This is a genomic window from Duganella sp. AC917 (genome assembly GCF_979258245.1).
The window spans coordinates 3,024,634-3,050,007 of the sequence record NZ_OZ409848.1 but is presented as its reverse complement, the minus strand read 5'-3'; the positions used below and the strand labels follow the sequence as shown (position 1 = coordinate 3,050,007).

Genomic DNA, 25,374 nt, shown 5'->3' with positions numbered 1-25,374 from the left:
ATTCAAATAATACTACTTCGCGCGGAAAAAAGCAGGGTTTAACAAATGAATTATCTTGTTTATTGCTTAAACGGGTTGACGTTTGTTGTTTCTTGTATGCAGCTTTTCGATAGTTGTAGGACTTTGTCTGTCATCTCGGCCGCGATTTGGGAGTGGGTCACCATGATGGCGCACGCGCCGGTGGATTTAATTTCGCGCCGCAATAAGGTAAGGATGCTGTGCGCGGTATCGGGATCGAGGTTGCCGGTGGGTTCGTCGGCCAGCACCAGCGCCGGACGGTGCACCAGCGCGCGGGCGATCGCCACGCGCTGCATTTCGCCGCCGGACAGCTGATGCGGAAAGTCGTTGCCGCGCCCGCCCAGGCCGACGGCGTCGAGCATCTCGGCCGCGCGCGCCGTGGGCAGGCCGTTGAGCAGCAGCGGCAGCGCGACGTTTTGCAGCAGTGTCAGATGCGGCAGCACGTGGAAGGCCTGGAAGATGAAGCCCATGCGCGCGCGCCGCAATTTGGTGGCGGCGTCGTCGTCGAGCCCCGACATCGGCACACCGTCGACAATGATGGGCGACTCGCCCGGTGCGGCGTTGGGATCGACATCCGGCGTATCGAGGCCGGCGATGAGGTTGAGCAGCGTGGATTTGCCGACGCCGGAATCGCCCATGATGGAGACGAATTCGCCCGCCTTGAAGGTCCATGAGAGGTTGGACAGCACGGGGCGGCCGCTGGCGTAGGATTTGGACAGGTTGCGCAGTTCGAGCATGGGACGGGCTCCTGTAAGGACGCGGATTGACGGTTTGGCGGTTTGGCGGACGATGGGATCGTATCAGCGCGTGAGCGCGCGGCGCATCGCGAAGCTGATGGCGTCGACCAGCGCGACCAGCAGCAGCATGGCGATGATGACGGTGGCGGCCTTCTGCATCTGGAACAACGACAGGTGATATTTAAGCATCTGCCCCAAACCGCCGGCGCCCACCACGCCGAGGATGGCGGCGGCGCGGATATTGTTCTCCCAGCGGTACAAGGTATAGGACAGCATTTGCGGCAGCGTTTGCGGCAGCGTCGCGTAAAAGAAGGCGCTGATGGCGGAGGCGCCGTTGGTGCGCAGGCTTTGCTCCGGCAGCGGCGCGGCGTTTTCCAGCGAATCGGCGAACAGGCGTCCCAGCACGCCGGCCGTGTGCGCGGCCAGCGCCAGCGTGCCGGCGAACGGACCCAGGCCGGCGGCGATCAACAGGATCGAGGCCCACACCAGCTCCGGGATCGAGCGCAGCACGTTAAGCGCTCCGCGCACCGCCGCGCGCGGGGCGCGGCCGAAGCGGCCCGACGCCGGCAGCGACAACGCCAGCCCGGCCAGCACCGCCAGCAAGGTGCCCAGCGCCGACATCGACATCGTTTCTATCGTGGCCCACGCGGTCTTGGTCAGGAAGCGGGGCGACAGGTCCGGCGGCGCGAAGCCGGCCAGCAGTTCGACCACGCTGTTGATTGCGTCGACGGTGAAAAACTCGCGCCACTTGAGCGGCAGCGCGGCAAAGCTGGCGATCACCAGCACCGCCACCAGCGCCATCAGCGCCAACACGGTCCAGTCGCGCGCCGGTGGCTTGGGCATCATCGGTCGGTTCATCCGAGCCGCCTGCGCAGGATTTTGGAGAACAGGTCCGCCAGCGCGACCAGCGCCACGAACACCAGCAGCATCGACGAGACCTCGGCGCCGGCCAGCATCTTCATCGATTCGTCCATGCGCTGACCGAGGCCGCCGGCGCCGACAAAGCCCATCACCACCGAGCCGCGTATCGCACACTCCCAGCGGTAGACCGTGTACGACATCAGCTCCGACGCCGATTCCGGCAGCGCGCCGTACAGCAGCGCACCGAGCCTGCCGCTGCCGTTGGCCATCAGGGTGTCGGTGGCGTGGGCGTCGGACGATTCCAGGATCTCGGCGTAGACCTTGCCCAGCATGCCGCAGTAGGTGAGGGCGATGGCCAGCACGCCGGCGGTGGGACCGAGGCCGATAATGCGCACGAACAGCAATGCCCATACCAACTCCGGCACGCTGCGCAACAGCACCAGCAGCCAGCGCACGCCCTGGCGCAGCAGCCTGGCGGGAAGGCGCATGCGTCCCGTGCCGAGCGCGGAAATCGACAGTTTTTCGTTGATGATCAGGGTGGCGGGGATGGCGCCCAGCAGTGCCAGGGTCAGCCCGGCGGTGGCGATGGCCACGGTCTGCCAGGTTTCGCGCAGCAGCATCTGCAGGAATTCGGCGCCGTGCGCGGGCACCAGGAAGTCCGACAGGAAGCGCCCGGTGGCCGACAGGCTTTGCCAGTCCCACAGCAGCCACGGTTTGAATTCGCTCACGACCAGCATCGGCCACAGGACCACGACGGCGGCCGCGCAGGCGATCAGCCGGCCGCGCCAGGCCGGATCGGCGTGCAGGTGAGGTGGGAAGACAGTCATTACAGACAAGCGCCGATCCCCAGCTTGACGGCCAGCGCCTCGTGGTCCGGCGGCGGCGGGCTGACGATTTGCTCGCCCTGATACAGTTCGTCGATCATCTGTTGCGTGACCTGCGCGCGCGGCAGGTCGAATTCGATGCGGCCGTTACGCAGGGCGACGATGCGCGGGAAGTGGCGCAGCGCCAGATCGACCTGGTGCAGGCTGCATATGAGGGTGGCGTCGCGCGACGCGGCTTCCTCGCGCAGGGTGGCCAGGGTCAGCTCGGACAGCGCCGGGTCGAGCGCCGACAAGGGCTCGTCCACCAGCAGGGCCTTGGCCGGCGACAGCAGCAGGCGCGCCAGGCCGCAGCGCTGGCGCTCGCCGCCGGACAGCCGGTCGACGCGCGAGTACAGCTTGTCGCCCAGGTTGAAGCGCGACAGCGCCTGCCACGCCGCTTGCGGGTCGGCCGGTTTGAAGAGCGAAACGAGCGCTTGCCACACGCTCCATTGCGGCAGGCGCGCGGCCAGCACCGCCGTCACCACGCGCTGGCGCGGCGGCAGCGGCGGCGTTTGCGGCGCCAGGAACAGCTGCGCGCGCAGGCGGTGGCGCGCGCCTTCGCCCAGCGCCCAGGGATCGGCGCCGAAGGCGTTAAAACTTCCTTCGGCCGGTCGCTGGGCGCATGCCAGCGTTGCCAGCAACGTGGTCTTGCCGGCGCCGGAAGGGCCGATCAGCGCCAGTTGCTCGCCCTGTTCCACGGTCAGCGAGATCGCGTGCAGGGCGGGCGGCGCGGCGGCAGCGGAAGCCGGTGCGCCGGCGTGGCGCACCGTCAGGTTCCGCAATTGGTAGGTGTGCATCGAGTACTTTTAAACCTTACTTCTTCAGCAGGCCGGCGTTTTGGGCGGCCGCTTCGATCGCGGTGTAGTTCTCGGCCTTGGTCGGGATGAACTTGGAGGCGCGCTGCAGATCCATGATGATCTTGTCCTGCGGGTTCTTCGGATCGAGGGCCAGGAAGGCGTCGGTGATCTTCTTCTTCAGGTCCGCGCTCATGTCGGTGCGCACGGTCCAGTTGTAGTCGAAATAGCCCGGGGTGGTGTAGAACACGCGCACCACGGCAGGATCGACCTTCTTCTCGGCGACCATTTTTTCCCACACCGAGATATTCAGCGCGCCGGCATCGACCTTGCCGCCGGCGACAGCGGCGACGGTGGCGTCATGCGCGCCGGAGAAGGCGATGCGTTTCAGATCGCCGTCCGGATCGATCTTCGCGGCCAGCAGGTAGGAGCGCGGCATCAGGTGGCCCGAGGTCGACGATTCCGAACCGAAGCTCAGGGTGCGGCCCTTCAGGTCTTCCAGCTTGTTGATATCCTTGTTGGTGGTGATGAACACCGAGCGGAATTTTTCATCTTCCGCGCGCTGCACCAGCGGCGTGACCTGGTTCTTGCTGCGGTCCTTGGCCTGCACGAAGGTGAAGCCGCCGAACCAGACCATGTCCACTTTTTTATTGATCAGCGCCTCGACCGACGCCGCGTAATCGGTCACCGGGGTGAACTCGACCTTCAAGCCGGTTTTTTTCTCCAGATACTCACCCAGCGGCTTGAACTTGCGCTGCAGTTCCGTCGGCGCCTCGTCCGGGATGGCGGACACGCGCAGCACGCGGTCGGCGGATTGCGCCTGGGAATGGGCGGCCGCCAGCAGCAGGCCTGTCGCCAGCAGGGTTTTGAGCGTGTTCATCGGGGAAAATTTCATCGGTGGTGCCCTATGTAAGGATTATGTTTCTATTTATATGCGCGTAACTGTGCGTGCAACTCTGTTTATAACTCATCCGAATGTGAAAGGCCGCACGGTCTTAGGCCGGGCCGGGCCTCAAAATGGATATTCAGCTATCATAACAAAAAGTTTGTCCACGGCAGGGAGATCGCTGGCGGGGCACGCACCTTCATTAAAGGCAGAGTCACCATGCAAATGTCCCGCCCTCACGGCAGCGATGCGGTCATCGCCGAAATCAGCGCCGGTCTGATGGCAACCAATGCGCACACTTCGCCAAAATATCTGTACGACGGCCTGGGTTCCAAGCTGTTCGAGGCGATTTGCGAACTGCCGGAATATTATCCCACCCGTACCGAGGCCGGCATTTTCGCCGCGCACGGCGCCGACATGGCGCGCGACATCGGAACCGGCACCTCGCTGATCGACCTTGGCGCGGGCAATTGCGCCAAGGCGGCCGGCCTGTTCCCGCTGCTGCAACCGGCGCAGTACGTGCCGGTCGATATTTCGCGCGATTTCCTGCTCGATGCCGTCTCGCGCCTGCAGGAGCGGTTTCCGCACATCGACATGACGCCGCTGGGACTCGATTTTTCCAGCGGCTTCACGCTGCCGGACAGCGTGCGCCATCGCCGCCGCTTGTTTTTCTATCCCGGCTCGTCGATCGGCAATTTCGAGCCGGAACAGGCCAAGGTTTTCCTTCGCGGGCTGCACGCCAACGCCGGCGACGGCGGCGGCCTGCTGATCGGCGTGGACCTGATCAAGGACAGCGCGGTCCTCGATGCGGCGTACGACGACGCCATCGGCGTGACGGGCGCCTTCAATCTGAACATGCTGCGGCACGTGAATCACCTGATCGGCGCCGATTTCGACGTGCGCCAATGGCGCCATGTGGCGTTCTTCAACCCGGAGCACAGCCGCATCGAGATGCACCTGGAGGCGCGCAGCGCGTTGACGGTGCACTGGCAGGGCGGCGAGCGCCGCTTCGCTCAGGGCGAGCGCATACACACCGAAGACAGTTATAAGTACACGCGGCAGTCTTTCGTCGGCCTGCTCGAGCAGTCCGGGTTTGCCACCAACCGTGTGTGGACCGATCCGGCGGGCTGGTTCGCCGTCATCCACGCCCGCGTGATCCGCGACTGACAGGAAGAGACACATTATGGACATGCGTTTGCCCCGGCAGCCACTTTTCGCCCAACTCGGCGCTCGTTATCACGCGGTGCGTCATCGCTCGTTGCTGCTGGCCGAACCCTTGACCGACGAGGATTGCGGCGCGCAGTCGATGCCGGACGCCAGTCCAATCAAATGGCACCTGGCGCACACCACCTGGTTCTTCGAGACCTTTATCCTCGAGCGCATGGAGCAGGGCTTCCAGCCTTTCCATCCAGCCTTCCGGGTGCTGTTCAACTCTTATTACAACGGCGTCGGCGAAAAGCATCCACGCGCCCAGCGCGGCCTGTTGACGCGGCCGGCGATGGCGCAAGTGCGTGCCTACCGGGCCGATGTCGACGCGCGCGTGGCGCGCTTGCTGGCGTCCGACCTCGATGGACCGCAACGCGAACAGCTCGAGACGCTGATCACGCTGGGGCTGCAGCACGAACAGCAGCACCAGGAGCTGATGCTCACCGATGTCAAGCACCTGCTGGCGCAAAGCGCCTTGCTGCCCGCTTATATGGAGGTGCCGGTGGCGGCGGCTCCGCTGGCGCCGGCGTTGACCTGGGTGGACTTTGACGGCGGCCTGACCGAAATCGGCTACGACGGCGACGGCTTTTGCTTCGATAACGAGCTGCCGCGCCACAAACAGTATGTGGCGCCGTTCCAGCTGGCGTCACGGCTGGTGACCAATGGCGAATACCAGGCGTTCATCACCGCCGGCGGCTACTTCAATGCCGCGCTGTGGCTGGCCGAGGGCTGGGATTGGGTGCGCAGCCAGAACCTGAAGTGTCCGATCTACTGGCAGCAGGACGACAACGGCAACTGGATGGAGTTCACGCTGCGCGGCGCGCTGCCGCTGGACCCCAGCCTGCCGGTGACGCATCTGTCGCTGTTCGAGGCGGACGCCTACGCCCATTGGGTCGGCGCGCGCCTGCCGACCGAGGCGGAGTGGGAAGTGGCCGCCGCGCGGGCCGCCATCGAAACCGGTGAGCTGCATCCGGCCGCAGTGGCTGTAGCCGATGCCGCCGCCGTTGCGGACGGGGAGCTGCTGCAGATGTTCGGCCATTGCTGGCAATGGACCAGCAGCAGCTACTCGGCATATCCGGGCTACCAGACCGCGCCGGGCGCGCTGGGTGAGTACAACGGCAAATTCATGCTGAATCAGTATGTGCTGCGCGGCTCCTCGTGCGCCACGCCCGCCGGGCATGCGCGCGCCAGCTACCGAAACTTCTTCCCCGCCGGCGCCCGCTGGCAATTCACGGGCATCCGGCTGGCGCGGCAAGTCTGAAGGTGACGTTCTCTTCGCCTTCGACTAGCCGCGTTGCGACCCCAATTCTTATACAAGCTGCATTAGACCTGTCATAAATGTCATACGAACGATCTTAATTACCATAAGAGGGTTAAGTTTCATCCGTGCGCCCCTATTCGCTTGCTATTGGTAGTGAGGTAAATGATAATTTATGCATCGTTCGATTCCACTTTTTTATCTTTCTCTTATTATGCCTATTCTCATACGCCGATTAACGCCCGCAGACGCCGCAGCTTTTCAGTCATTGCGCCTTTCCGGCCTTCGTGAAACCCCAACCGCTTTTACCTCCAGCTATGAAGAGGAGTGCAATACGCCGATCCCGGTGACCGAGGCGTACTTCGAATCGGAGGCTGGCCGCAACCGTTTCGGCGCCTTTGACGGCGACCGCCTGGTCGGCATGGTCGGTGTCGGCCGCGAATCGCAGATCAAGCTGCGCCACAAAGCCTACATCCGCGGCATGCAAGTCGATGTCGCCTATCGTGGCACCGGCGTGGGCCGCCAGCTGATGGAACACGCAATGGAGTTCATCTCCACCATGGAGGGCGTCACCAAAGTCACCTTGGCCGTCACCGTCGGTAACGCGGCGGCGATCACCTTGTACGAATCGATCGGCTTCAAGGTCTATGGACGCGAGCACTGCGCGTTGATCGTCGACGGCGTGCCGTACGACGATGTGCTGATGGATATCCAGCTGTAACAGCAGGTCCCGCCGCAAAACCGTCAACGCGAGCGATGTATTCTTGCGTGCAGGATGAAAGTTAGGCTAATATTGAGAATAATTCTCATTCATAAAGTCTAATGTTGGCCGCATCCCTCCATTCCGAACAGGTCAAATCGATCTACGACGCCCACCACGGCTGGCTTGAGCGCTGGCTGCGGCAAAGGCTGGGCAATGCTTCGGATGCCGCGGACATCGCGCAGGATACTTTCGTGCGCGTGCTGGCGAGGGAGATGGCGATCCGTGAACCGCGCGCGATGCTCACCACGATCGCGCAGGGCATGGTGGCCAACTTATACCGGCGCCGCGACATCGAACGGGCGTACGAACAGGCCCTGGCTGCGTGGCCGGAGCAGCACGCGATGTCGCCGGAGACTCGTGCGATCATGCTCGAGACGCTGGTTGAAATCGACACTTTACTAAACAGCCTGCCGCCGCTGGTGCGCGAGGCGTTTCTGCTGTCGCAGCTCGATGGCATGGGGCAGGCCGATATCGCCGAACGGCTGGGCATCTCGCTGGCCACCGTCAAGCGCCACATCGCCAAGGCCATGCTGCACTGCTGTTTCGCCGACTGACATGACGACACCCCCGATTTCCTCCGAAGTGCGCGCTCAGGCCGTGGACTGGCTGGTGGAGCTGCAATCGGAGCCTGCCGACGATGACCTGCGCCTGCGCTGGCGCCTGTGGCACGACGCCGATCCCGCGCACGCGCGGGCGTGGGCGCGCGTGGAGGCGTTCGGCGACAAGCTCCAAAACCTGAATCCCGACATCGCGCACGCCACCCTGAACGGCGCCCGTTCGGAGCGGCGCAAAACGCTCAAAACGCTGGCGCTCCTGATGGGCGTCGGCGCCGCCGCCTGGATGGCGGAGGAGCAGACGCCATGGCGGGAATGGTCGGCCGACCATCGCACCCGTGTTGGCGAGCGCTCGGTGCTGATGCTCGACGACGGCACCCGGGTGCGCATGAACGCCGATACCGCCCTTAATATTCGTTACACCGGCAGCGCGCGCACGCTGCAGCTGCTGCGCGGGGAAATTCTGGTCACCACCGCGCACGAACCCGTGTACGAGGGTGCTACGGCGCGTCCCTTTTCGGTCGACACGGCAGAAGGCTCGGCGCTCGCGCTCGGAACCCACTTCCAGGTGCGCCGGCTGGACGGCCGTAGCGTGGTCTCCGTGTTAGACGGCGCCGTGGAGATCCGCCCGGCGGCCGGTGGCGCCGTCACCGCCGTCAGGCTGGACGCTGGCCGGCAGGCCGGCTTCACGCGTTCCGCCGTCGGCCCCGTGCAGGCGGTGGACGATGCCGTCACGGCCTGGATCGAAGGCATGCTGGTAGCGCAGGACATGCCGCTGCCCGAATTTCTGGCCGCATTGAACCGCTATCGTCCCGGGAATCTGCGCTGCGCGCCATCTGCCGCGCACCTGTCGGTCAGCGGAACCTACCCGCTGGCGGACAGCGACAAAGTGCTCGACATCCTGCAAACCACGCTGCCGGTGAAGGTTGAGCGCTACACCCGCTACTGGGTCACGGTCGGCCTCAAAAAATAAATCACATTAGTTGAGCTGTTTTGGTTTCTCGCGGGGCAATGGGGATAAGAAGCCTTTTTATCCTAGCCATCCGGGAATCCAGATATGCACCAGAATTCACCCTCTTTAATCGAGAAAACCAAGCGCCGCGCCATCGCTTGCGCCATCGGCCACGCGCTGCATGCGTTCCCGGTCGGCGCGATCGCCGCCGCGCCGTTGGCCATGATCGCCGCCGCAGCGCAGGCCCAGGAAGTCGACAGCCTGCGCAACTTCGCCATCCCGGCCGGCCCGTTGGCCGGCACCTTGAACCGCTTCGGCCGTGAGGCCGGCATCATGCTGTCGTTCTCGACCCAGGCCACCCAGGACATGCAAAGCCCGGGCCTGAGCGGCGTCCATACGCCTTCGTCAGGGCTGGCGGCGCTGTTGAAAGGGACCGGACTGGCCGCCACGCGCCAGTCCAACGGCGGCTACGTGATCGCCGTGTCTGGACCTTCTGCGGCGCAGGTCGACAACGCCGCCGCGCTGCCGATGGTGCACGTGGTGGCGCAGACGCAGGGCGCGACCACCGAAAACTCCGGCTCCTATACGGGCCGCGCGACCACCATCGGCAAAATGGAACAGTCGATCCGCGACACGCCGCAATCGGTCAGCGTGATCACGCGCCAATTCATGGACGATAAAAACCTGGTGACCCTGGACGAGGTGATGGCGCAGGCCACCGGCGCCACCCGCTCGCAACGCAATTTCGGATCTCACACCTTCACCATTCGTGGCTTTGCGATGGACACCTACCTGGTCGACGGCGTGGCCGGCACGGTGTTCGATCCCACCGGGTGGATGCCGACCGATATGGCGATCTACGACCGCGTGGAGGTGCTGCGCGGCGCCGCCGGCCTGATTGTCGGCGCCGGCGATCCAAGCGGCGCCGTGAACCTGGTGCGCAAGCGTCCGCGCAAGGAGGCGCATGTCGACGTCAACCTGAGCGCCGGCTTGTGGGACAACTACCGCACCGAAGTCGATGCCGGCGCGCCTCTCAACGCCGATGGCACTTTGCGCGGCAGGGTGGTGGTGGCGTATCAGGACAAGCACACCTTCCAGGATGTGACGCGGTCGCGCGAGCCCTTGCTGTATGGCGTGATCGAGGCCGATCTGGGGCGCGACACCACCTTGACCATTGGTGCGCGCCGGCAGGAAAACACCATCGACGGGTACACCGTCTTCGGGCTATCGCGCTACAGCGACGGCGGCGCGCTCGATGTGCGTCGATCGACGTCGATGGCGCAGGACTGGAACCAGCATGACGCCACCTTCAACGACGTCTTCGCGGAGGTCGAACACCGCTTTGGCGCCGGCTGGAAGGCACGCTTGGCCGCCAACTACAACGACGGTGGTTTCGAGCAGAAGGTCGGCATCACGCGCGGCGCGGTGAACCGCGCCACCCTGCGTGGCGCCACGCTGTACGACCTGTATTTCAAGAATCTCGACGTGTCCAGCTACGGCGTGGACGCCAGCGTGACCGGCAGTTTCAACGCGCTGGGTGGCCGGCACCAGGTGGCGGTGGGCGCCAACTGGTCCAAGCAGGAGCAGAACAACAAGACCGCCGACATCCGGACCAACATTCAGGTCAATATCTTCAACGTCAACCACGCGGCCGTGGCCGAGCCGGCGCGCCCGGCATGGACGGTAGATGCCGATACGCGCGACCAGCGCTACGGCGTCTACGCCAGCGCGCGGCTTGAACTGACGGAACCACTGCACCTGCTGCTGGGCGGGCGCGTGAGCTGGCAGGATTATTTGCAGGTCAACCGCCTGACCGGCGCCAAGTTGGCCGATTATCAGCAAGACCACGAGTTCACGCCGTATGCGGGTCTGGTGTACGACTTGAACGCGCAATGGTCGCTGTACACCAGCTATGCCGACACCTTCCAGGTGCAGAGTACCTTTCTGAGCGCGGACGGCGCGCCGTTGAAGCCCGCCGTTGGCGCCAACTACGAGGCTGGGATCAAGGGCGAGCTGTATGACGGCCGTTTGAACCTGTCGCTGGCGGTGTTCAAAATCCGCAAGGACAATCTGGCGGTGCTCGACGAGGCCAATCTGGGCCTGTGTCCCGGCTCGCTGTCGACCAGCGATTGCTATCGCAACGGCAGCACCCTGCGCAGCAAGGGCGTGGAGCTGGAGGCGAGCGGCGAGCTGGCGCCGGGCTGGCAGGTATCGGCCGGCTACACCTATGTCACCAGCCGCGACGACGCGGGCGCCAGCATCAGTTCCGAGACCCCGCACCATTTGCTGCGCGCGTCCACCAGCTACCGCTTGCCGGGCCAGTTCAAGGCGGTGACCGTGGGCGGCGCGGTCTCCGCGCAAAGCGGCTATGCTTTCCCGGCGTCGGACAATACCGCCGTGACGATGGGCGAGGGCGGCCGCGCAGTCTGGGATATGAACGCGGCCTACCGCATCAACGACAAATGGACGGCGCAGCTGAACCTCAACAACCTGTTCGACCGCCGCTACTATTCGATGCTGGGCTCTCTGACGCGCGGTAACTACTACGGCGAACCGCGCAGCGTCGGCCTGATGCTGCGCGGCTCCCTGTAATCGCGGCGAGGTGGTGGTATGAGGGATAGTTGGCGTCTTTCGATGGGATGGCTGCACACGTGGGGTGGCCTGATAACGGGCTGGCTGCTGTGCGCCATCTTCCTGACCGGGACGCTGAGCGTGTTCCGCGAGCCGATCACGCGCTGGATGCAGGCCGCGCCGCAGGTCGCCGCACCGGCGCGGCCGATTTCCGCAGGGGCGTCGGTCCAACAAGCGCTTGGCTATCTGGCGGTGCAGGCGCCCAAGGCCCGCTTCTGGCGCGTCGAGCTGCCCGCGCGTCCGGACGAGGCGCTGCGGCTGTTCTGGCGCGATAAAAGCGGCGAGCGGCAGCAGGCCATCGACCCCGCCAGCGGTGCCGTGCTGCCCGCGCCGTGGGGGCGTGAGACGCAGGGCGGCCGGTTCTTCATGACCTTTCACTACTCGCTGCAGGCCGGCCTGACCGGGTTCTGGATCGTCGGCGTGCTGTCGATGGGGATGCTGGTGGCATTGGTGTCGGGCGTGATCGTCCACAAGCGCATCTTCAGCGACTTCTTTACTTTTCGACCCGGCAAAGGGCAGCGCTCCTGGCTCGACGCGCACAATCTGTTTGGCGTATTGACCTTGCCCTTCCTGTTCATGATCACGCTCACCGGGCTGGCGATTTTTTATTCGAGTTTTATCCCGCTGCCGCTGCGCGCCGCCTACGGCAGCGACGAGCAGGCGTACGAACGGATGGAGCACGATCTGGCGGCGGAAGCGCCGGCGCCGCGCCGCAAGATGACGGGCACGCCGGCGCCGTTGCCGCAAATGGCGCCCTTGCTGGCAAAGGCGCGGGCGCTGCTGGGCGGAGAGGTGCGCATGCTGGTGATCGAACGGCCCGGCGACGCCAGCATGGCGGTCAGGGTGTTCGGCCGCGCGATGGACGACGGCGATACTGGCCGCATCCTGAACCAACCTGGCGTCGTCCTGTTCGATGGCGTCAGCGGCGCGGTGCTGCAACTGAAGACACCAGACCCGGTCGAGGAATCGGTGGGACAAGCCACGCATCGCGTGATGGAACATCTGCATTACGCCCGCTTCGGCGGCTGGACCATGCGCTGGCTGTATTTCATGAGCGGCCTGGCCGGCACGGCGCTGATGGCGACGGGAACCATCCTGTATCTGATCAAGCGGCGTCAGAAGAGCGGCGGCGAGTTCGGTTCCGCGACGGCTGGCGTCTACCGCTGCATCGACGCTATCAATACCGCCTCGACCAGCGGCGCGGTGCTGGCCTGCATCGGCTATTTTTATGCCAACCGGCTGATGCCGGCGGATCTGTCGGCGCGCCCCGGCTGGGAGATCGGCGCCTTCTTCATGGTGTGGCTGGCGACGCTTCTGCACGCGGCCGTGCGTCCGCGCGCGTCGGCGTGGATCGAGCAGCTGGCGCTGGGCGCCTTGCTGTGCGCCGGCCTGCCTGTGCTGAACGCGCTGACGACCGGGCGCCACGTTGGAAGCTATATCGCCGCAGCCGATTGGCAAAGCGCCGGCGTCGAGCTGACCGCCATCGGTTTCGGCGTGCTGCTGGCGACGGCGGCGCTCAAGGTCCACCGCAAGGGACGCAAAATATGACTGCAAAACGCAAGGGCGCCGTGACCGCGCGCTATCGCTGGATGGTGGTATCGCGCTTGCTGGCGGCGACCGTCGGCGGCTACGTGGTGGCGTCGCTATGCGGCGCGCTGACGGCGTTCGGCCTGCCGATGCTTTCCGGCCTGACCTTGGCCGACGGCGTGGTGATCGGCACCATGCTGGGCTTCGTCGTGCATGCGGGCTTGTTCGTGTTCGCGTTTTCACCCGTGCGTGCGGGCAGGGTGTGGGGATGGCTGCTGGGCGCAGCGCTGGTGATGGGCGTGATGCTGTGGGCGGCCGGCGGAAACGCGTTGTTCCCGCCGGCGCCACATTAAAAAAGCTTAGGCCGTTACCGCGCCTTTGGCTTGCGCCGCTTCGATGGTGTTCAGCTGGCGGTTGACCGCGCTGAGCACCGCCTTGAACGAGGCGGTCAGGATGTTGCTGTCGGTGGCCGCGCCGAACAAGGTCGGGCCGTTGGCCAGGCGCAGTTCCACATAGCAGGCCGCCTTGGCGTTGGCGCCCGAGCCGATCGAGTGCTCGTGGTAGTCCATCAGTTTGATGTCCAGGCCGAGCGCGTCGACGAAGGCGTCGATCGGGCCATTGCCGCCGCCTTGCAGCGCCATCGGCGCCTGGCGGTGGGTCAGGTTGATGTCGATCTGCACCGGCTCGTCGCTGCTGGTGTCTTCCACCATCTTGTGCGAGTTGTAGGCGTACGGCGAGTTTTGCTCGAAGTACTCCTTGTTGAAGATGTCGTAGATGCCATCGGCGGTGATTTCCAGGCCGGTGGCGTCGGCAACCGCTTGCACCGCGCGGCTGAACTCAATCTGCAGGCGGCGCGGCAGCACCAGGCCGTAGTCCTGCTCCAGCAAGTAGGCCATGCCGCCTTTGCCGGACTGGCTGTTGACGCGGATGACGGCGTCGTAGCTGCGACCCAGGTCGGCCGGATCGATAGGCAAGTAAGGAATCTCCCAGATCGCGCCTTCCTTCTGCTGCGCGAAGCCCTTTTTGATCGCGTCCTGGTGCGAACCGGAGAAGGCGGTGAACACCAAGTCGCCGACGTACGGGTGGCGCGGATGCACCGGCAACTGGTTGCACTCTTCGACGCACTTGCGCACTTCGTCGATGTCGGAGAAGTCCAGGCCCGGATGCACGCCTTGCGTGTAGAGGTTCAAGGCCAGGGTGACCAGGTCGACATTGCCGGTGCGTTCGCCGTTGCCGAACAGGCAGCCCTCGACGCGGTCGGCGCCGGCCATCACGGCCATCTCGGCGGAGGCGACGGCGGTGCCGCGATCATTGTGCGGGTGGACGCTGATGATCAGCGAATCGCGGCGCGCCAGCTTGCGCGACATCCATTCGATCTGGTCGGCGTAGACGTTCGGCGTGCTGCATTCGACCGTCGACGGCAGGTTGATGATCATCTTCTTGTTCGGCGTCGGCTCCCAGATCGCGGTGACGGCGTCGCAGATATGCTTGGAGAAATCGAGTTCGGTGGTGGAGAACGACTCCGGCGTGTACTCGAAGCCCCAGTCGGTTTGCGGGTGCTGCTTGATCAGCTCTTTGACCAGGGTGGTGCCGGTGGTGGCGATGTTGGTGATCTCTTCGCGCGACATGCCGAAGACGACCTTGCGGAACACCGGCGCGACCGAGTTATACAGGTGGACGATGGCGCGCTTGGCGCCGGCCGCCGCTTCCACCGTCCGGCGGATCAGTTCATCGCGCGACTGCGTCAGCACGATGATGGTGACGTCGTCCGGAATGCGGTTCTCCTCGACCAGCTTGCGCACGAAGTCGAAGTCGGTCTGCGAGGCCGAAGGGAAGCCCACTTCGATTTCCTTGAGGCCGATCTTGACCAGCAGTTCGAAGAAGCGCAGTTTTTTCTCGGGGCTCATCGGCTCGATCAGCGCCTGGTTGCCGTCGCGCAGATCGGTGCTCATCCAGATCGGCGGCTTGGAGATGATGTTGTTGGGCCACTGGCGATCGGACAATTGAACTGGTGGGAAGGCGCGGTACTTCGCTGCTGGGTTCTGCAACATCATGGGGTGCTCCTGGGTCTTTTAAATTGGGAAGTGCTGGGATGCCGGCGGGTGCTGGCGCTGCGTGTGGCGAAAGGCTGCCGGGCGGCCACGGAACGCTAGGCCAGGCAACCGATCGGTAGTTTTAGCAGTAGCAGTGCCGGGCCAAACGCACGCGCGTCAGCCAGCAGCGCGATCGAATCGCCGGTGCGGGATGGAGCATGGGTGGCCGTGGTGAGCATCGGTGCGGACTTTCCTGGGTTTTGAAGACGGGTGCGGCTTGTGGCCGGCACGGGGTGCGTTGAAAACGCGGCTGGAACGCGGATTAAACGCGTGCTAGTAGGCGCGCTGCTAGCGATAGGCCAGCAGACGGCAGCAGGAAAGCGGATAGGTGCAGATGCGAAGTCATAGGCCTTAATGTACGAGATCGCCTGCATGGCTGTCAAGGGAATTGATGCGCCACGTGAAAACGCGCGGCTAGTTTGCCAAGTCGCTGGTCGAGTGTCCACAGCCTGGCGGCAGGGGTGAGCAGGGTGGATGCCAATAAAACCAAGTCAACCAGCCCGCATCCTAAGCCGTATAGCGTTTCGCGTTCAATGAACGCCGTCTTGGCGCAGCAGGATCTCCAACGCGGCGTTACGGCGCCGGAAGTGGTCGACCCATACCGAAGTATCGACAAGCACGGCGCTCATCAGGTCGGCTCGGCTGGGCGGCGCGGCACGTCGGCCATGTCTGGGGCGGCGCCGCCTAAGGCCGCCAATCGCTTAGCGGCTTGGGCCCGCACAAAGGTTTTTATGGCCTCGCGAAACAGATCTGCCTTGTCCATGGCTGGGTCCGCGACCTCCAGAGCCTGGTTGTAAAGCTCGTCGTCAATCGTGACAGTGGTTCTCATGGCGCTCCTGAATCAATCTTGATGGTAAGCCGCATCTATTTTAGCATCGTTAAATCTAGACGATGGCTTGGTTCCAGGTCGGGCGGCTATGTTGATGTTTTTGCCATATTCCCATACTATCGACGTCTCATCTTTATAGGATTCCCAATGTATCGATTTGTTCGCGCGGCAGTGTTGATGGTGTTGATTGGCGCAGGCGGCGCGCAGGCGGCGCCGCCCAAGCCGGTGGCGACGCCGGAGGACGCCGCAGCCATCTCGGCCGTGGCCACCGACTTCCAGGCCGCGCTCAAGGCGAAGGATGCGCGCAAGCTGTCATCGTTGATGCTGAACTCGAACATCCTTTTCGCCTCGCCGGCGAGCGACAAGCAGGTGGCCCGAATCCGCAAGGAGGTCGATCCGAACTTCGACGGCGTGCGCGCCGGCGGCTACAACGATTTTGTCCAATTCGTCAAAACAGAGAAGCGGCAGGTCGAAGAGAAGTTTTACGACTTGAAGATCACCCAGGACGGCGATCTGGCCTGGGTGATGTTCGATTACGAGTTCCTGTTCGACGGCGTGGTGCAGAACCATGGCGTCGAGGCCTGGCAGATGGTCAAGCGCGACGGGCTGTGGAAAATCTATTCCGTCACCTGGTCGGCCAATTACAGGGACAACAAATAGGACAGATCAGAGCAGCAGGCCGCCCGAGGCTTCGATGCGCTGGCCGGTGATCCAGCCGGCGTCCCCCGTCAGCAGTGTCGCGACCACGCCGGCAATGTCGTCGGCGCTCGCGTTGCGGCCCAGCGCAGTCATGCTGGCCAGCTGCGCATTCATGGCGGCATCGTCGCGCACCTGGCCCCCGCCGAAGTCCGTCGTGGTCGGCCCCGGGGCGACGACGTTGACGCTGATGCCGCGCGGGCCCAGTTCTAGCGCCATGTAGCGCGTCAGCACATCGACCCCGCCTTTGGCCGACGCGTAGGCGGCGTAACCGCCGAAGGTGAAGCGGGCCAGCCCCGACGACGTGTTGATGATGCGGCCCCCGTCCGCAATCAACGGCAGCAGCTTCTGGGTCAGGAAGAAGGTGCCTTTCAGGTGGGTGTTGATCATCAGGTCGAATTGTTCCTCCGTGGTCTCGGCCAGGGAGGCGTGGATGCCGCCACCGGCGTTGTTGACCAGGTAGTCCAAGCGCTCGCGCCCCCAGGTGGTTTGCAGCGCCGCACGCACGCTGTCGGCGAAAGCGGCGAACGTGCCGGCGGCGCCGACGTCGAGGCGCAAAGCGACCGCGCGGCGGCCCAGCGCCTCGACCTCCTTGACCACGGCGGTGGCCTGTTCTTCGCCGTTCAGATAAGTGATGATCACATCGACGCCGCGCGCGGCCAGTTTCAGCGCGTGGCTGCGGCCGATGCCGCGGCTGGCGCCGGTGACGAGGGCGATGCGGTTTGCTTGGGGGATCGTGTTCATGGATGCTCCGGATGGATGAAAGAGGTCCCCACTTTACCGTTCTGTTTATCGAAGATAAATCGTTATAAAATGAATGAACTGTTTCGTCAAAAAGAACAATCGCATGGATCTGAGTGAGTTGAGGGTATTTTGTCGCGTCGCCGAACTGGCCAGCTTCACCCGGGCGGCCGAGGAGCTGGGCCTGGCGAAGGGCCGGGTCTCGACCTTGGTGCAGGCGCTTGAGGCGGAGGTGGGCGGACGCCTGCTGCAGCGGACCACGCGCAGCGTGCGGCTCACGCCCGACGGCGAGGCCTTCCTGGCCCGTTGCAGGGAGCTGCTGACCGAGGCCGACCAGTTGCAGGGGATGTTCCGGCCCGCCGCCGGCGCGCTGCGCGGCAAGGTGCGCATCGACATGCCCGGCATGTTCGCGCAGGAGCTTGTGATGCCGCACCTGCAGTCGCTGCTGGCCGAGCATCCGCTGCTCGACCTGGGCATCAGCGTTAACGACCGCCGCATCGACATGGTGCGCGAAGGCTTCGACGCGCTGGTCAGGATCGGGCCGCTGCCCGATTCGGATATGGTGGCGCGGCCGTTGGGCGCGATGGCGATGTGTAACGTCGCCAGTCCGGCGTATGTGCGGCGGCACGGCATGCCGCGCACGCTGGCCGACCTCGCGGGCCATCGCATCGTCCATTACTCCGCCAGTCTGCGCAGCGACGGTGCCGCCTTTCGCTACGTGGCGGATGGTGCGGTGCGCGAGGTGCCGATGCGCGCGGCGCTGTCGGTCAACAGCTCGACGTTCATGCAGGCGGGCTGCCTGAACGGACTGGGGATCATGCAGGTGGCGCTGGCGACCAACCGCCGCCTGATCGACAGCGGCGAGTTGGTCGAAGTGTTGCCGGAATTTCGCGCGCCGCCGATGCAGGTGTCGTTGATGGTGCCGCAGCGGCGCCACATCGCACCGCGCGCGGAGGTGGTGTTCAACTGGCTTATGCAAATCACCCGGCCGGCTATGGTGGAAGGCGTGGGCGATTAATCGGCGGGCCGGGCCTGATGCCCGGCCCGAATCTGCTTAGTGGCCTTCGCCGGCGTTGAACATGGTTTTGGCGTAGATCAGGCCGAGGCCATAGCCGCCGCCGTGCGCGATCGAGGTGGCCACGGTTTCGTTGTAGGTCTCGCCGCGCGCCCAGTCGCGCTGCAGTTCGAGCAGATACTGCAGCGAGGTCATTGGGCGGGCGCCCAATTGCACCATGCGTTCGACGGCGCGTTCGTGCGCTTCGTCGGAGACGTCGCCGCTGGCGTCGGTGATGACGTAGACTTCGAAGCCCTGGTCGAGCGCCGAGAGGGCGGGGCCGACGATGCACACCGACGTCCACAGCCCGGCCAGCACGATCTTGTCCTTGCCGATGGCGTTGACGCGGTCGGCGATGCGTGGATCTTCCCAAGTGTTCATGGTGGTGCGGTCGATCGCCACTTCGTCCGGGAAGACCGATTTGATTTCGTCGAAGATCGGACCGGAGAACGACTTTTCGGCGACAGTGGTCAGGATGGTCGGAACGGCGAAGCCTTTGGCCGCCTTGGCGACCAGCGCGACGTTGTTGCGCAGCTGGACCGGGTCGATCGACTTGGTGGCGAACGACATCTGCGACTGGTGATCGATCATGATCAGCGTGTGGTTGGTAGGGTTCAGCAGGGTGTTGCCTGGTTTGGCGATGGCGGTTGGCATGGTAGGCTCCTAGTTAATATTCAATAGTTTCGATTAGCGGATTCGCTTTTGTTTTCGCGTTTCTCGCTGCTGGAATGAAGTATCCGCGACGGCTGAAGAAAATAAAAGCGGAAAAAATACCGGGCTATGTTCGAAAATATCGAATATTAATTTTGGACGTTAAAAAAGCGCGGGGCGGATACGGCCGCGCCGCGCTTCGTAACGGATTTGCGGCCGGCTTACTCGACGCGCACGCGCGCTTCGCCTTCGGCCATGCGGCCGATGACGGCGGCCTCGCCGAAGCCTTCGCGGCGGAACAGTGCCAGTACTTCCTCGACGCTGCCAGCGTCACAGGAGACCAGCAGCCCGCCCGAGGTCTGCGGGTCGGTCAGCAGCATGTGCTGCGCCTGCGAGACGCCGGCGCCCAGCTCCACATCCTTGCCGTACGCTTCCCAGTTGCGGCCCGAGGCGCCGGTGAAATAGCCGTCGTGCGCCAGCTGTTCGACTCCCGGCAGCAGCGGAATCTTCGCCATCTCCAGATGCGCTTCCAGCTTGGCGCCGCGCGCCAGTTCCAGCAGGTGGCCCAGCAGGCCGAAACCGGTGACGTCGGTCAGCGCGTGCACGCCGGCCATCTCGGACAGCGCCTTGCCGGGCTTATTGAGCTTGGTGGTGTTGGCGATCATGGCCTTGTAGCCATCGGCGTCCAGCTTGTCCTTTTTCAGCGCGGCCGACAGCACGCCCACGCCCAGCGGTTTGCCCAGCACCAGCACGTCGCCGGCCTTGGCGTCGGCGTTGCGCTTGACTTTGGACGGGTGCACGAGGCCCAGCACCACCAGGCCGTAGATCGGCTCGACCGAGTCGATGGTGTGGCCGCCGGCGATCGGAATGCCAGCTTCGGCGCAGATCGATTCGCCGCCCTTGATGATCTGGCCGATGGTTTCGATCGGCAGTTTGTTGATCGGCATGCCCACCAGGGCCAGGGCCATGATGGGCGTGCCGCCCATGGCGTAGACGTCGGAGATGGCGTTGGTGGCGGCGATGCGGCCGAAGTCGAACGGGTCGTCGACGATGGGCATGAAGAAGTCGGTGGTGGCGATCAGCGCCTGTTCGTCATTGAGCCTGTAGACGGCGGCGTCGTCGGCCGTCTCGATGCCGACCATCAGTTCCTTCGGCACCGGGAAGCCGGTCGAATTCTTCAGGATCTCGGACAGCACGCCCGGCGCGATTTTGCAGCCGCAGCCGCCGCCGTGGGAGAAGGAGGTCAGTTTGATAGCGTCGTTGCTCATTTGTTCATTCCTTGGTTGGACTTGTTCGGTGCGCATTTGTTGATAAGCAGATTATCCACTAACTCCAGTAACGCCGCCCGTTCGGCGGCCGGCGCGAACAGCGGTGCGCGGGCGTCGCACTGGGCGCGCAGCAGTGCGTGAAAGGTCGGATCTTCGATGGAGCGGTCGATCAGGCGCGCCAGCGCGGCGGCATCGCCGGGCGGGAAGTAGCCGGCGTAGTCGTCGCCCAGCATGCCGCGATTGCCGTTGATGTCGCTCGCCAGCACCGGCACGCCGGCGCACACCGCTTCGATGATGACGTTGGCGCCGCCCTCCATGTGCGATGTCAGCGCCATCGCGTGGCTGCGTTTGAGGCGCTGGCGCGTGGCCGCATGCGGCATGGCGCCGAGCCAGTGGTAGCGCGGCTCTTGGCTGGCGGTGACTTCGGCGGCGGTGGCCAGCGCCGGCTCCAGCGCGCCGCCGATATGGATCAGCCGCGCCGACGGCGACGTCACCTGCTCTGCGGCGCGCATGAAGGTGAGCGGGTCTTTTTCGGCGCGCAAATGGCCGATCATGCAGATGACCGCGTTTTTTCGGGTGGTGGCGGGCGACGGCCGCAAGGTGGCGGCGGACTGGTAGATCACGCTGGCCTTGGCGTGTAATCGCGCCGGTAGCACCTGCAGGCCGGCAGGCTGCAGCAGCACCAGCGCGCCGGCTTGCTCAAGCGAGCGTTGCGCGGCCGCGTCGTCGTGGATGTCGCGATACAGGTCGGTTCCGGTCAACAGCAGGATGGACGGGCGATCCGGCCACGCTTGCGTCCAGGCGTCCAGCGACGCCGCCGAACGGCGCGCGTGCAGCGCGATCAGAAGGTCGGGCGGCGCGTCGGCCGGCGAGGGCGCCCCGGCGTCGGGCCATTGAAGGCTGATCGTGACCCGGTAGCGCGTGCGCAGGAAACGCGCCCAGCGGCTGGCGCTTTGCCAGTTGCCGTTGTTGGCGCGGGCGGACGCCGGGCTGACGATCCAGATGTGCTGTCGTGTCACTGGTGTTTTGCTTAAAAGTCGTTACAATCGCCCCATGAATTCCAGCCCATCCTCGTTCCGGAACGCCAGTCCACAGCAATTGGCGCAGTCGCTGCGGCATGCGCGCGATTATACGCTGCTGCTGTTCGATTGCTTTGCCGCCGCCGGCATGGATGTCGCGGCACGGGTGCCGCAACTGCGCATCATCAACCCACCGCTGTGGGAGCTGGGCCATCTCGCCTGGTTCGCGGAATGGTTCATCCTGCGCGAGGCGACGTCCAGCCATCCGGCCGACGGCAACGGCAACTGCCTGCTGACCCGTGGCGACGACTGGTTCGATTCCGCGCTGGTGCCGCACCGCAGCCGGTGGACGCTCGACCTGCCCGGCACCGGCGCGCTGAAGACCTATTGCCACGAGGTGCTCGACCGCGTGCTCGACAAACTGTCGCGCGAGCCCAACACCGACGAAGCGCTGTATCCATACCGGCTGGCGCTGGCGCACGAGGATATGCATGGCGAAGCGCTGCTCTACACTTTGCAGACGCTCGGCTTGGCGGCGCCGACGACGGCATTGGCCGCCTCGCAGGGGCAGGCGCAAATATTGTACGCGCCGTCGGAGATTGGTTTTCCCGGCGGGACCATCGAGATGGGCAGCGCCGGCGATGGCTTCGTGTTCGACAACGAGCGCGCCGCGCATGCCGTGCGGGTGGCGCCGTTCACCATCGACAGCAGCCTGGTGACCAACACCCAGTATGCCGATTTCGTCGCCGATGGCGGCTACGACAACCGCCAGTTCTGGAGCAACGCGGGCGCCGACTGGCTGATGCGCCAGGAACGCTCGGCGCCGCGCCACTGGCAGCGCGAGGGCGGCGTGTGGCGCACCATGCGCTTCGGCGAATTGACCACGCTGGCCGGCGCAGAACCGGTGCGCCACCTGACCTTGTACGAGGCGCAGGCCTACTGCGCCTGGGCCGGACGGCGCCTGCCGACGGAGGCGGAGTGGGAGTATGCCGCGCTGTCGGGCCACCCGGCGTTCCGCTGGGGGCAGCTGTGGGAGTGGACCTCGACGCCGTTCGAGCCGTATCCGGATTTCGCCCCGGACCGCTACCGCGAGTATTCGCAGCCGTGGTTCACCACCCACCAGGCGCTGCGTGGCGCCTCGTTCGCGACGCAAACGCGTATGGTCTCGGCCAAATACCGCAACTTCTACATGCCAGAGCGCGACGACATGTTCGTCGGCCTGCGCACCTGCGCCTGGCAAAAGTAGCTACACGTTTTCAGGGTTGCTCTGCTATTCTTTTCTTTTTTCCGAAAAGGGCGCACCCCATGAAGTTCAAGCATCTCCTGATCACCGCCGCCGTCCTGGGCGCCCCGGGCGCGGCATTGCCGTCCTTTGCCGCCGACGCCAGGGCGGAAGCCAAAGTAGTGGTCATCCGCGCCGGCAAGCTGGTCGACGTCGTGGGCGGCACTGTGCTCAAGGACCAGACCATCGTCATCACCGGCGAACGTATCACCTCGGTTGGCCCAAGCGCGTCCGCCAGAATTCCGGCGGGCGCGCAGGTGATCGACTTGTCGTCGCAGACCGTGCTGCCAGGCTTGATCGACATGCACACGCACTTGACCGCCAACGCTTATCTGGGCGGGTACAACACGCTGGGCGTATCCGACACCCGCGCGGCGCTGTATGGCGTGCGCTCGGCGCGCAAGACGCTGGAGGCGGGCTTCACCACCGTGCGCAACGTGGGCGCGGGCGGTTTCGGCGACGTGGCGCTGCGCGATGCCATCGACGAGGGCGATTTCATCGGCCCGCGCATGCGCACGGCCGGTTACGCCATCGGTATCCAGGGCGGCCATTGCGACGAGAACCTGCTGCCGCCGGATATGAAGATCACCGGCCGCGGCGTGGCCGACGGCCCGTGGGAGGCGCGCGCCAAGGTGCGCGAGATGGCCAAGTACGGCGCCGACGTGATCAAGATCTGCGCCTCGGGCGGCGTTCTGTCCAAGGGCGACGAGCCGGGCGCGCAGCAGTACACGCTGGAGGAAATGCAGGCTATCGTCGGCGAGGCGCACAAGCTTGGCCGCAAGGTGGCCGCGCACGCCCATGGCGCCAGCAGCATTCGCGATGCGATTTTGGCGGGCGTCGATTCGATCGAGCACGCGAGTTTGATCGACGACGAAGGGATCAAGCTGGCGCGCGAGAAGGGCACCTACTTGGTGATGGATATCTACAATGACGACTTCATTTTGCAGGAAGGCGAGAAGGCCGGCATGCTGCCTGAATCGATCGCCAAGGAGAAGGTTATCGGCCAGCTGCAGCGCGATAACTTCCGCAAGGCGTTCACCGGTGGGGCGAAGATGGCGTTCGGCACCGATTCCGGCGTTTATCCGCATGGCGACAACGCCAAACAGTTCGCTTACATGATCAAATACGGCATGACGTCGATGCAGGCGATCCAGGCGGCGACCATCAACGCGGCCGATCTGTTGGGGTGGAAGGACAAAGTCGGCTCGATCACGGCCGGCAAATTCGCCGATATCATCGCGGTCAAGGCCGATCCGTCCGAGAACGCGGCGGAATTGACCAGGGTGTCATTTGTGATGAAGGGTGGCGAGGTGATTCGCCGGTGATCGGCGCAACCCGCATCCCGGTGTTCAGGATGCGGGTTTGGTAATGCTTAGATCAGCGATTCGGCCAGGTCGGCCAGGTCGTTGGCGTAGTCGATCTCGATCAGCTCCTTGCGCGCCACGCCGCTGCGGTACGCTGCGGTGGCGATCTTCGGCGTGACGCCGCGCAGCAGGCGCGGGTCCAGCAGGCCAGGCACCACATAGTCCTTGCCGAAGCGCGCGTCGGCGCGCGCCATGTCGGCCAGCGCCACCACGCAGGCGCGCTTCATCTCCTGGTTGATCGTCGAGGCGCCGCAGTCGAGCGCCGCGCGGAACAGGTAGGGGAAGCACAGCGCGTTGTTGATCTGGTTCGGATAGTCCGAGCGGCCGGTGGCGATGATGGCGTCGGGCGCGACTTCGCGCACCAGCTCCGGACGCAGCTCCGGCTCCGGATTGGCGAGCGTGAAGACGATCGGGTGCGCGTTCATGCGCGTGATGTCGGCCTGCGACAGCACGCCCGGACCGGACACGCCCAGGAAGACGTCGGCGCCTTCCATCACGTCCGACAGTTTGGTGGCGGTGGTGTCCTGCGCCCACGCGGCTTTTTCGCCGTCGAGCGCGCGCACGGTGGTCAGCACGCCCTTGCTGTCGCAGACGAAGATGTTGTGCTTTTGCGCGCCCAAATCGACCAGCAGGTCGAGGCAGGCAATGGCGGCTGCGCCGGCGCCCGAGCAGACGATTTTGACGGTGGAGATATCGCGGCCCGTCATTTCAATCGCGTTGAGCATGCCGGCGCCGACGACGATGGCGGTGCCGTGCTGGTCGTCATGGAACACCGGGATCGACAGGCGCTCTCGCAGCTTGCGCTCGATGTAGAAGCATTCCGGCGCCTTGATGTCTTCGAGGTTGATGCCGCCGAAGGTCGGGTGCAGCGCGGCGATGATCTCCACCAGCTTGTCCGGGTCGGTCTCGTCGATTTCGATGTCGAAGGCGTCGATGCCGGCGAATTTTTTGAACAGAACCACTTTACCTTCCATCACCGGCTTGCCGGCGAGCGCGCCGATGTTGCCCAGACCGAGCACCGCGGTGCCGTTGGTGATGACGCCCACCAGGTTGCCCTTGGCGGTGTATTCGTAGGCCTTGGCCGGCTCGCGCTGGATCTCCACGCAAGGGGCGGCGACGCCGGGCGAGTAGGCCAGCGCCAGGTCTTCCTGGGTGCCGACGCTCTTGGTCACTTCGATGGCGATCTTGCCGGCCTTGCCGGCGCGGTGGTAGGCCAGTGCTTTCTGTTCGATGGTGCTCATGTTGTCCTTATTTTTGGTGACGCTCTATATGCGAAAAACGCCCGCACGGGCCGAAGCCGGTGCAGGCGCAAATTGCTGGGATTCGT

General features: G+C 64.6%; 24 protein-coding genes and 1 pseudogene. 12 read left to right on the top strand and 13 right to left on the bottom strand.

Annotation, left to right across the window (positions count from 1 at the left end; genetic code table 11):
- Positions 1-59: 59 nt before the first annotated feature.
- From ACZ0BA_RS13150 to ACZ0BA_RS13130, 5 genes are all read right to left on the bottom strand, one after another.
- Positions 60-755, bottom strand: coding sequence for an ABC transporter ATP-binding protein (locus ACZ0BA_RS13150; RefSeq protein ID WP_463451714.1), 696 nt, complete (start codon positions 753-755; stop codon positions 60-62).
- A 63-nt stretch (positions 756-818) separates the two neighbouring features.
- Positions 819-1,613 carry a phosphonate ABC transporter, permease protein PhnE gene (gene phnE, locus ACZ0BA_RS13145; RefSeq protein ID WP_463451713.1) on the bottom strand — a complete coding sequence of 265 codons (795 nt, stop codon included), beginning with the start codon at positions 1,611-1,613 and terminating at the stop codon, positions 819-821.
- The gene (locus tag ACZ0BA_RS13140) at positions 1,610-2,443 is read right to left on the bottom strand and encodes a PhnE/PtxC family ABC transporter permease (protein WP_463451712.1); all 834 of its coding nucleotides are present in this window, start codon (positions 2,441-2,443) and stop codon (positions 1,610-1,612) included. The genes phnE and ACZ0BA_RS13140 overlap by 4 nt, the downstream gene beginning before the upstream one ends.
- Positions 2,443-3,276 carry a phosphonate ABC transporter ATP-binding protein gene (locus ACZ0BA_RS13135; RefSeq protein ID WP_463451711.1) on the bottom strand — a complete coding sequence of 278 codons (834 nt, stop codon included), beginning with the start codon at positions 3,274-3,276 and terminating at the stop codon, positions 2,443-2,445. The genes ACZ0BA_RS13140 and ACZ0BA_RS13135 overlap by 1 nt, the downstream gene beginning before the upstream one ends.
- Positions 3,277-3,292: 16 nt before the next feature.
- Positions 3,293-4,168 (bottom strand): putative selenate ABC transporter substrate-binding protein, encoded by an 876-nt coding sequence (locus tag ACZ0BA_RS13130; protein WP_463451710.1) that lies wholly within the window; start codon positions 4,166-4,168, stop codon positions 3,293-3,295.
- Between the two features lie 210 nt (positions 4,169-4,378).
- Here ACZ0BA_RS13130 and egtD point away from each other — a divergent pair, with 210 nt between their 5' ends.
- From egtD to ACZ0BA_RS13090, 8 genes are all read left to right on the top strand, one after another.
- The gene (egtD, locus tag ACZ0BA_RS13125; RefSeq protein WP_463451709.1) at positions 4,379-5,326 is read left to right on the top strand and encodes an L-histidine N(alpha)-methyltransferase; all 948 of its coding nucleotides are present in this window, start codon (positions 4,379-4,381) and stop codon (positions 5,324-5,326) included.
- A 16-nt stretch (positions 5,327-5,342) separates the two neighbouring features.
- Positions 5,343-6,626, top strand: a complete 1,284-nt coding sequence (gene egtB, locus ACZ0BA_RS13120) for an ergothioneine biosynthesis protein EgtB (protein WP_463451708.1) — start codon at positions 5,343-5,345, stop codon at positions 6,624-6,626.
- Positions 6,627-6,798: 172 nt separating this feature from the next.
- Positions 6,799-7,344 carry a GNAT family N-acetyltransferase gene (locus ACZ0BA_RS13115; RefSeq protein WP_463451707.1) on the top strand — a complete coding sequence of 182 codons (546 nt, stop codon included), beginning with the start codon at positions 6,799-6,801 and terminating at the stop codon, positions 7,342-7,344.
- Positions 7,345-7,445: 101 nt separating this feature from the next.
- A complete protein-coding gene (locus ACZ0BA_RS13110; protein WP_463451706.1) occupies positions 7,446-7,940 on the top strand; it encodes a sigma-70 family RNA polymerase sigma factor in 495 nt (164 codons plus the stop codon).
- Position 7,941: 1 nt separating this feature from the next.
- Positions 7,942-8,913 carry a FecR domain-containing protein gene (locus ACZ0BA_RS13105; protein WP_463451705.1) on the top strand — a complete coding sequence of 324 codons (972 nt, stop codon included), beginning with the start codon at positions 7,942-7,944 and terminating at the stop codon, positions 8,911-8,913.
- An 84-nt stretch (positions 8,914-8,997) separates the two neighbouring features.
- A complete protein-coding gene (locus tag ACZ0BA_RS13100) occupies positions 8,998-11,484 on the top strand; it encodes a TonB-dependent siderophore receptor (protein ID WP_463451704.1) in 2,487 nt (828 codons plus the stop codon).
- 42 nt (positions 11,485-11,526) lie between these two features.
- The gene (locus ACZ0BA_RS13095; protein WP_463451703.1) at positions 11,527-13,071 is read left to right on the top strand and encodes a PepSY-associated TM helix domain-containing protein; all 1,545 of its coding nucleotides are present in this window, start codon (positions 11,527-11,529) and stop codon (positions 13,069-13,071) included.
- A complete protein-coding gene (locus ACZ0BA_RS13090; protein ID WP_463451702.1) occupies positions 13,068-13,403 on the top strand; it encodes an iron transporter in 336 nt (111 codons plus the stop codon). The genes ACZ0BA_RS13095 and ACZ0BA_RS13090 overlap by 4 nt, the downstream gene beginning before the upstream one ends.
- Before the next feature lie 6 nt (positions 13,404-13,409).
- On the opposite strand, the gene leuA is transcribed toward ACZ0BA_RS13090, so the two are convergent.
- The 3 genes and pseudogenes from leuA to ACZ0BA_RS13075 form a co-directional block, all read right to left on the bottom strand.
- Entirely contained in the window at positions 13,410-15,104 is a 1,695-nt protein-coding gene (gene leuA, locus ACZ0BA_RS13085) for a 2-isopropylmalate synthase (protein ID WP_463451701.1), read from the bottom strand.
- 418 nt (positions 15,105-15,522) lie between these two features.
- Positions 15,523-15,772 (bottom strand): annotated as a pseudogene (locus tag ACZ0BA_RS13080) (hypothetical protein).
- Positions 15,772-15,972: a type II toxin-antitoxin system VapB family antitoxin gene (locus ACZ0BA_RS13075; protein WP_463451700.1), complete on the bottom strand. Its 201-nt coding sequence runs from the start codon at positions 15,970-15,972 to the stop codon at positions 15,772-15,774. Before ACZ0BA_RS13075 ends, ACZ0BA_RS13080 begins: the two are co-directional and overlap by 1 nt.
- 147 nt (positions 15,973-16,119) lie before the next feature.
- Between ACZ0BA_RS13075 and ACZ0BA_RS13070 the strand changes: the two genes are divergently transcribed.
- Positions 16,120-16,632 carry a nuclear transport factor 2 family protein gene (locus tag ACZ0BA_RS13070; RefSeq protein ID WP_463451699.1) on the top strand — a complete coding sequence of 171 codons (513 nt, stop codon included), beginning with the start codon at positions 16,120-16,122 and terminating at the stop codon, positions 16,630-16,632.
- A gap of 6 nt (positions 16,633-16,638) precedes the next feature.
- Here the strand turns inward: ACZ0BA_RS13070 and ACZ0BA_RS13065 are convergent, their stop codons facing one another.
- Positions 16,639-17,412: an SDR family NAD(P)-dependent oxidoreductase gene (locus ACZ0BA_RS13065; protein ID WP_463451698.1), complete on the bottom strand. Its 774-nt coding sequence runs from the start codon at positions 17,410-17,412 to the stop codon at positions 16,639-16,641.
- A gap of 103 nt (positions 17,413-17,515) precedes the next feature.
- Here ACZ0BA_RS13065 and ACZ0BA_RS13060 point away from each other — a divergent pair, with 103 nt between their 5' ends.
- On the top strand, positions 17,516-18,427 hold the full coding sequence (locus tag ACZ0BA_RS13060) for a LysR family transcriptional regulator (protein ID WP_463451697.1): 912 nt from the start codon (positions 17,516-17,518) through the stop codon (positions 18,425-18,427).
- Between the two features lie 36 nt (positions 18,428-18,463).
- Here the strand turns inward: ACZ0BA_RS13060 and ACZ0BA_RS13055 are convergent, their stop codons facing one another.
- The 3 genes from ACZ0BA_RS13055 to senB form a co-directional block, all read right to left on the bottom strand.
- Positions 18,464-19,117, bottom strand: a complete 654-nt coding sequence (locus ACZ0BA_RS13055; RefSeq protein WP_315218409.1) for a hydrolase — start codon at positions 19,115-19,117, stop codon at positions 18,464-18,466.
- Positions 19,118-19,335: 218 nt separating this feature from the next.
- On the bottom strand, positions 19,336-20,382 hold the full coding sequence (gene selD, locus ACZ0BA_RS13050) for a selenide, water dikinase SelD (protein WP_463451696.1): 1,047 nt from the start codon (positions 20,380-20,382) through the stop codon (positions 19,336-19,338).
- Complete coding sequence (gene senB / locus ACZ0BA_RS13045; protein ID WP_463451695.1) at positions 20,379-21,401, bottom strand: selenoneine biosynthesis selenosugar synthase SenB; 1,023 nt, start codon at positions 21,399-21,401, stop codon at positions 20,379-20,381. Before senB ends, selD begins: the two co-directional genes overlap by 4 nt.
- Before the next feature lie 34 nt (positions 21,402-21,435).
- Between senB and senA the strand changes: the two genes are divergently transcribed.
- Together senA and ACZ0BA_RS13035 are read left to right on the top strand one after the other, a co-directional pair.
- Positions 21,436-22,647, top strand: coding sequence for a selenoneine synthase SenA (gene senA / locus ACZ0BA_RS13040; RefSeq protein WP_463451694.1), 1,212 nt, complete (start codon positions 21,436-21,438; stop codon positions 22,645-22,647).
- Between the two features lie 59 nt (positions 22,648-22,706).
- A complete protein-coding gene (locus ACZ0BA_RS13035) occupies positions 22,707-24,008 on the top strand; it encodes a Xaa-Pro dipeptidase (protein WP_463451693.1) in 1,302 nt (433 codons plus the stop codon).
- A gap of 47 nt (positions 24,009-24,055) precedes the next feature.
- Here ACZ0BA_RS13035 and ACZ0BA_RS13030 read toward each other — a convergent pair whose 3' ends face one another.
- Positions 24,056-25,288, bottom strand: coding sequence for a malic enzyme-like NAD(P)-binding protein (locus tag ACZ0BA_RS13030; RefSeq protein ID WP_463451692.1), 1,233 nt, complete (start codon positions 25,286-25,288; stop codon positions 24,056-24,058).
- Positions 25,289-25,374: the final 86 nt, after the last annotated feature.

What these genes read in the sequence shown, in the direction of transcription:
- egtB (WP_463451708.1), top strand. Translation starts at nt 5,343, where the DNA reads ATGGACATGCGTTTGCCCCGGCAGCCACTTTTCGCCCAACTCGGCGCT.
- ACZ0BA_RS13130 (WP_463451710.1), bottom strand. Translation starts at nt 4,168, where the DNA reads ATGAAATTTTCCCCGATGAACACGCTCAAAACCCTGCTGGCGACAGGC.
- ACZ0BA_RS13140 (WP_463451712.1), bottom strand. Translation starts at nt 2,443, where the DNA reads ATGACTGTCTTCCCACCTCACCTGCACGCCGATCCGGCCTGGCGCGGC.
- egtD (WP_463451709.1), top strand. Translation starts at nt 4,379, where the DNA reads ATGCAAATGTCCCGCCCTCACGGCAGCGATGCGGTCATCGCCGAAATC.
- ACZ0BA_RS13150 (WP_463451714.1), bottom strand. Translation starts at nt 755, where the DNA reads ATGCTCGAACTGCGCAACCTGTCCAAATCCTACGCCAGCGGCCGCCCC.
- ACZ0BA_RS13095 (WP_463451703.1), top strand. Translation starts at nt 11,527, where the DNA reads ATGGGATGGCTGCACACGTGGGGTGGCCTGATAACGGGCTGGCTGCTG.
- ACZ0BA_RS13075 (WP_463451700.1), bottom strand. Translation starts at nt 15,972, where the DNA reads ATGAGAACCACTGTCACGATTGACGACGAGCTTTACAACCAGGCTCTG.
- ACZ0BA_RS13065 (WP_463451698.1), bottom strand. Translation starts at nt 17,412, where the DNA reads ATGAACACGATCCCCCAAGCAAACCGCATCGCCCTCGTCACCGGCGCC.
- phnE (WP_463451713.1), bottom strand. Translation starts at nt 1,613, where the DNA reads ATGAACCGACCGATGATGCCCAAGCCACCGGCGCGCGACTGGACCGTG.
- ACZ0BA_RS13055 (WP_315218409.1), bottom strand. Translation starts at nt 19,117, where the DNA reads ATGCCAACCGCCATCGCCAAACCAGGCAACACCCTGCTGAACCCTACC.
- ACZ0BA_RS13100 (WP_463451704.1), top strand. Translation starts at nt 8,998, where the DNA reads ATGCACCAGAATTCACCCTCTTTAATCGAGAAAACCAAGCGCCGCGCC.
- ACZ0BA_RS13105 (WP_463451705.1), top strand. Translation starts at nt 7,942, where the DNA reads ATGACGACACCCCCGATTTCCTCCGAAGTGCGCGCTCAGGCCGTGGAC.
- leuA (WP_463451701.1), bottom strand. Translation starts at nt 15,104, where the DNA reads ATGATGTTGCAGAACCCAGCAGCGAAGTACCGCGCCTTCCCACCAGTT.
- selD (WP_463451696.1), bottom strand. Translation starts at nt 20,382, where the DNA reads ATGAGCAACGACGCTATCAAACTGACCTCCTTCTCCCACGGCGGCGGC.
- ACZ0BA_RS13110 (WP_463451706.1), top strand. Translation starts at nt 7,446, where the DNA reads ATGTTGGCCGCATCCCTCCATTCCGAACAGGTCAAATCGATCTACGAC.
- ACZ0BA_RS13115 (WP_463451707.1), top strand. Translation starts at nt 6,799, where the DNA reads ATGCATCGTTCGATTCCACTTTTTTATCTTTCTCTTATTATGCCTATT.
- ACZ0BA_RS13070 (WP_463451699.1), top strand. Translation starts at nt 16,120, where the DNA reads ATGTATCGATTTGTTCGCGCGGCAGTGTTGATGGTGTTGATTGGCGCA.
- ACZ0BA_RS13060 (WP_463451697.1), top strand. Translation starts at nt 17,516, where the DNA reads ATGGATCTGAGTGAGTTGAGGGTATTTTGTCGCGTCGCCGAACTGGCC.
- ACZ0BA_RS13090 (WP_463451702.1), top strand. Translation starts at nt 13,068, where the DNA reads ATGACTGCAAAACGCAAGGGCGCCGTGACCGCGCGCTATCGCTGGATG.
- ACZ0BA_RS13030 (WP_463451692.1), bottom strand. Translation starts at nt 25,288, where the DNA reads ATGAGCACCATCGAACAGAAAGCACTGGCCTACCACCGCGCCGGCAAG.
- ACZ0BA_RS13035 (WP_463451693.1), top strand. Translation starts at nt 22,707, where the DNA reads ATGAAGTTCAAGCATCTCCTGATCACCGCCGCCGTCCTGGGCGCCCCG.
- ACZ0BA_RS13135 (WP_463451711.1), bottom strand. Translation starts at nt 3,276, where the DNA reads ATGCACACCTACCAATTGCGGAACCTGACGGTGCGCCACGCCGGCGCA.
- senA (WP_463451694.1), top strand. Translation starts at nt 21,436, where the DNA reads ATGAATTCCAGCCCATCCTCGTTCCGGAACGCCAGTCCACAGCAATTG.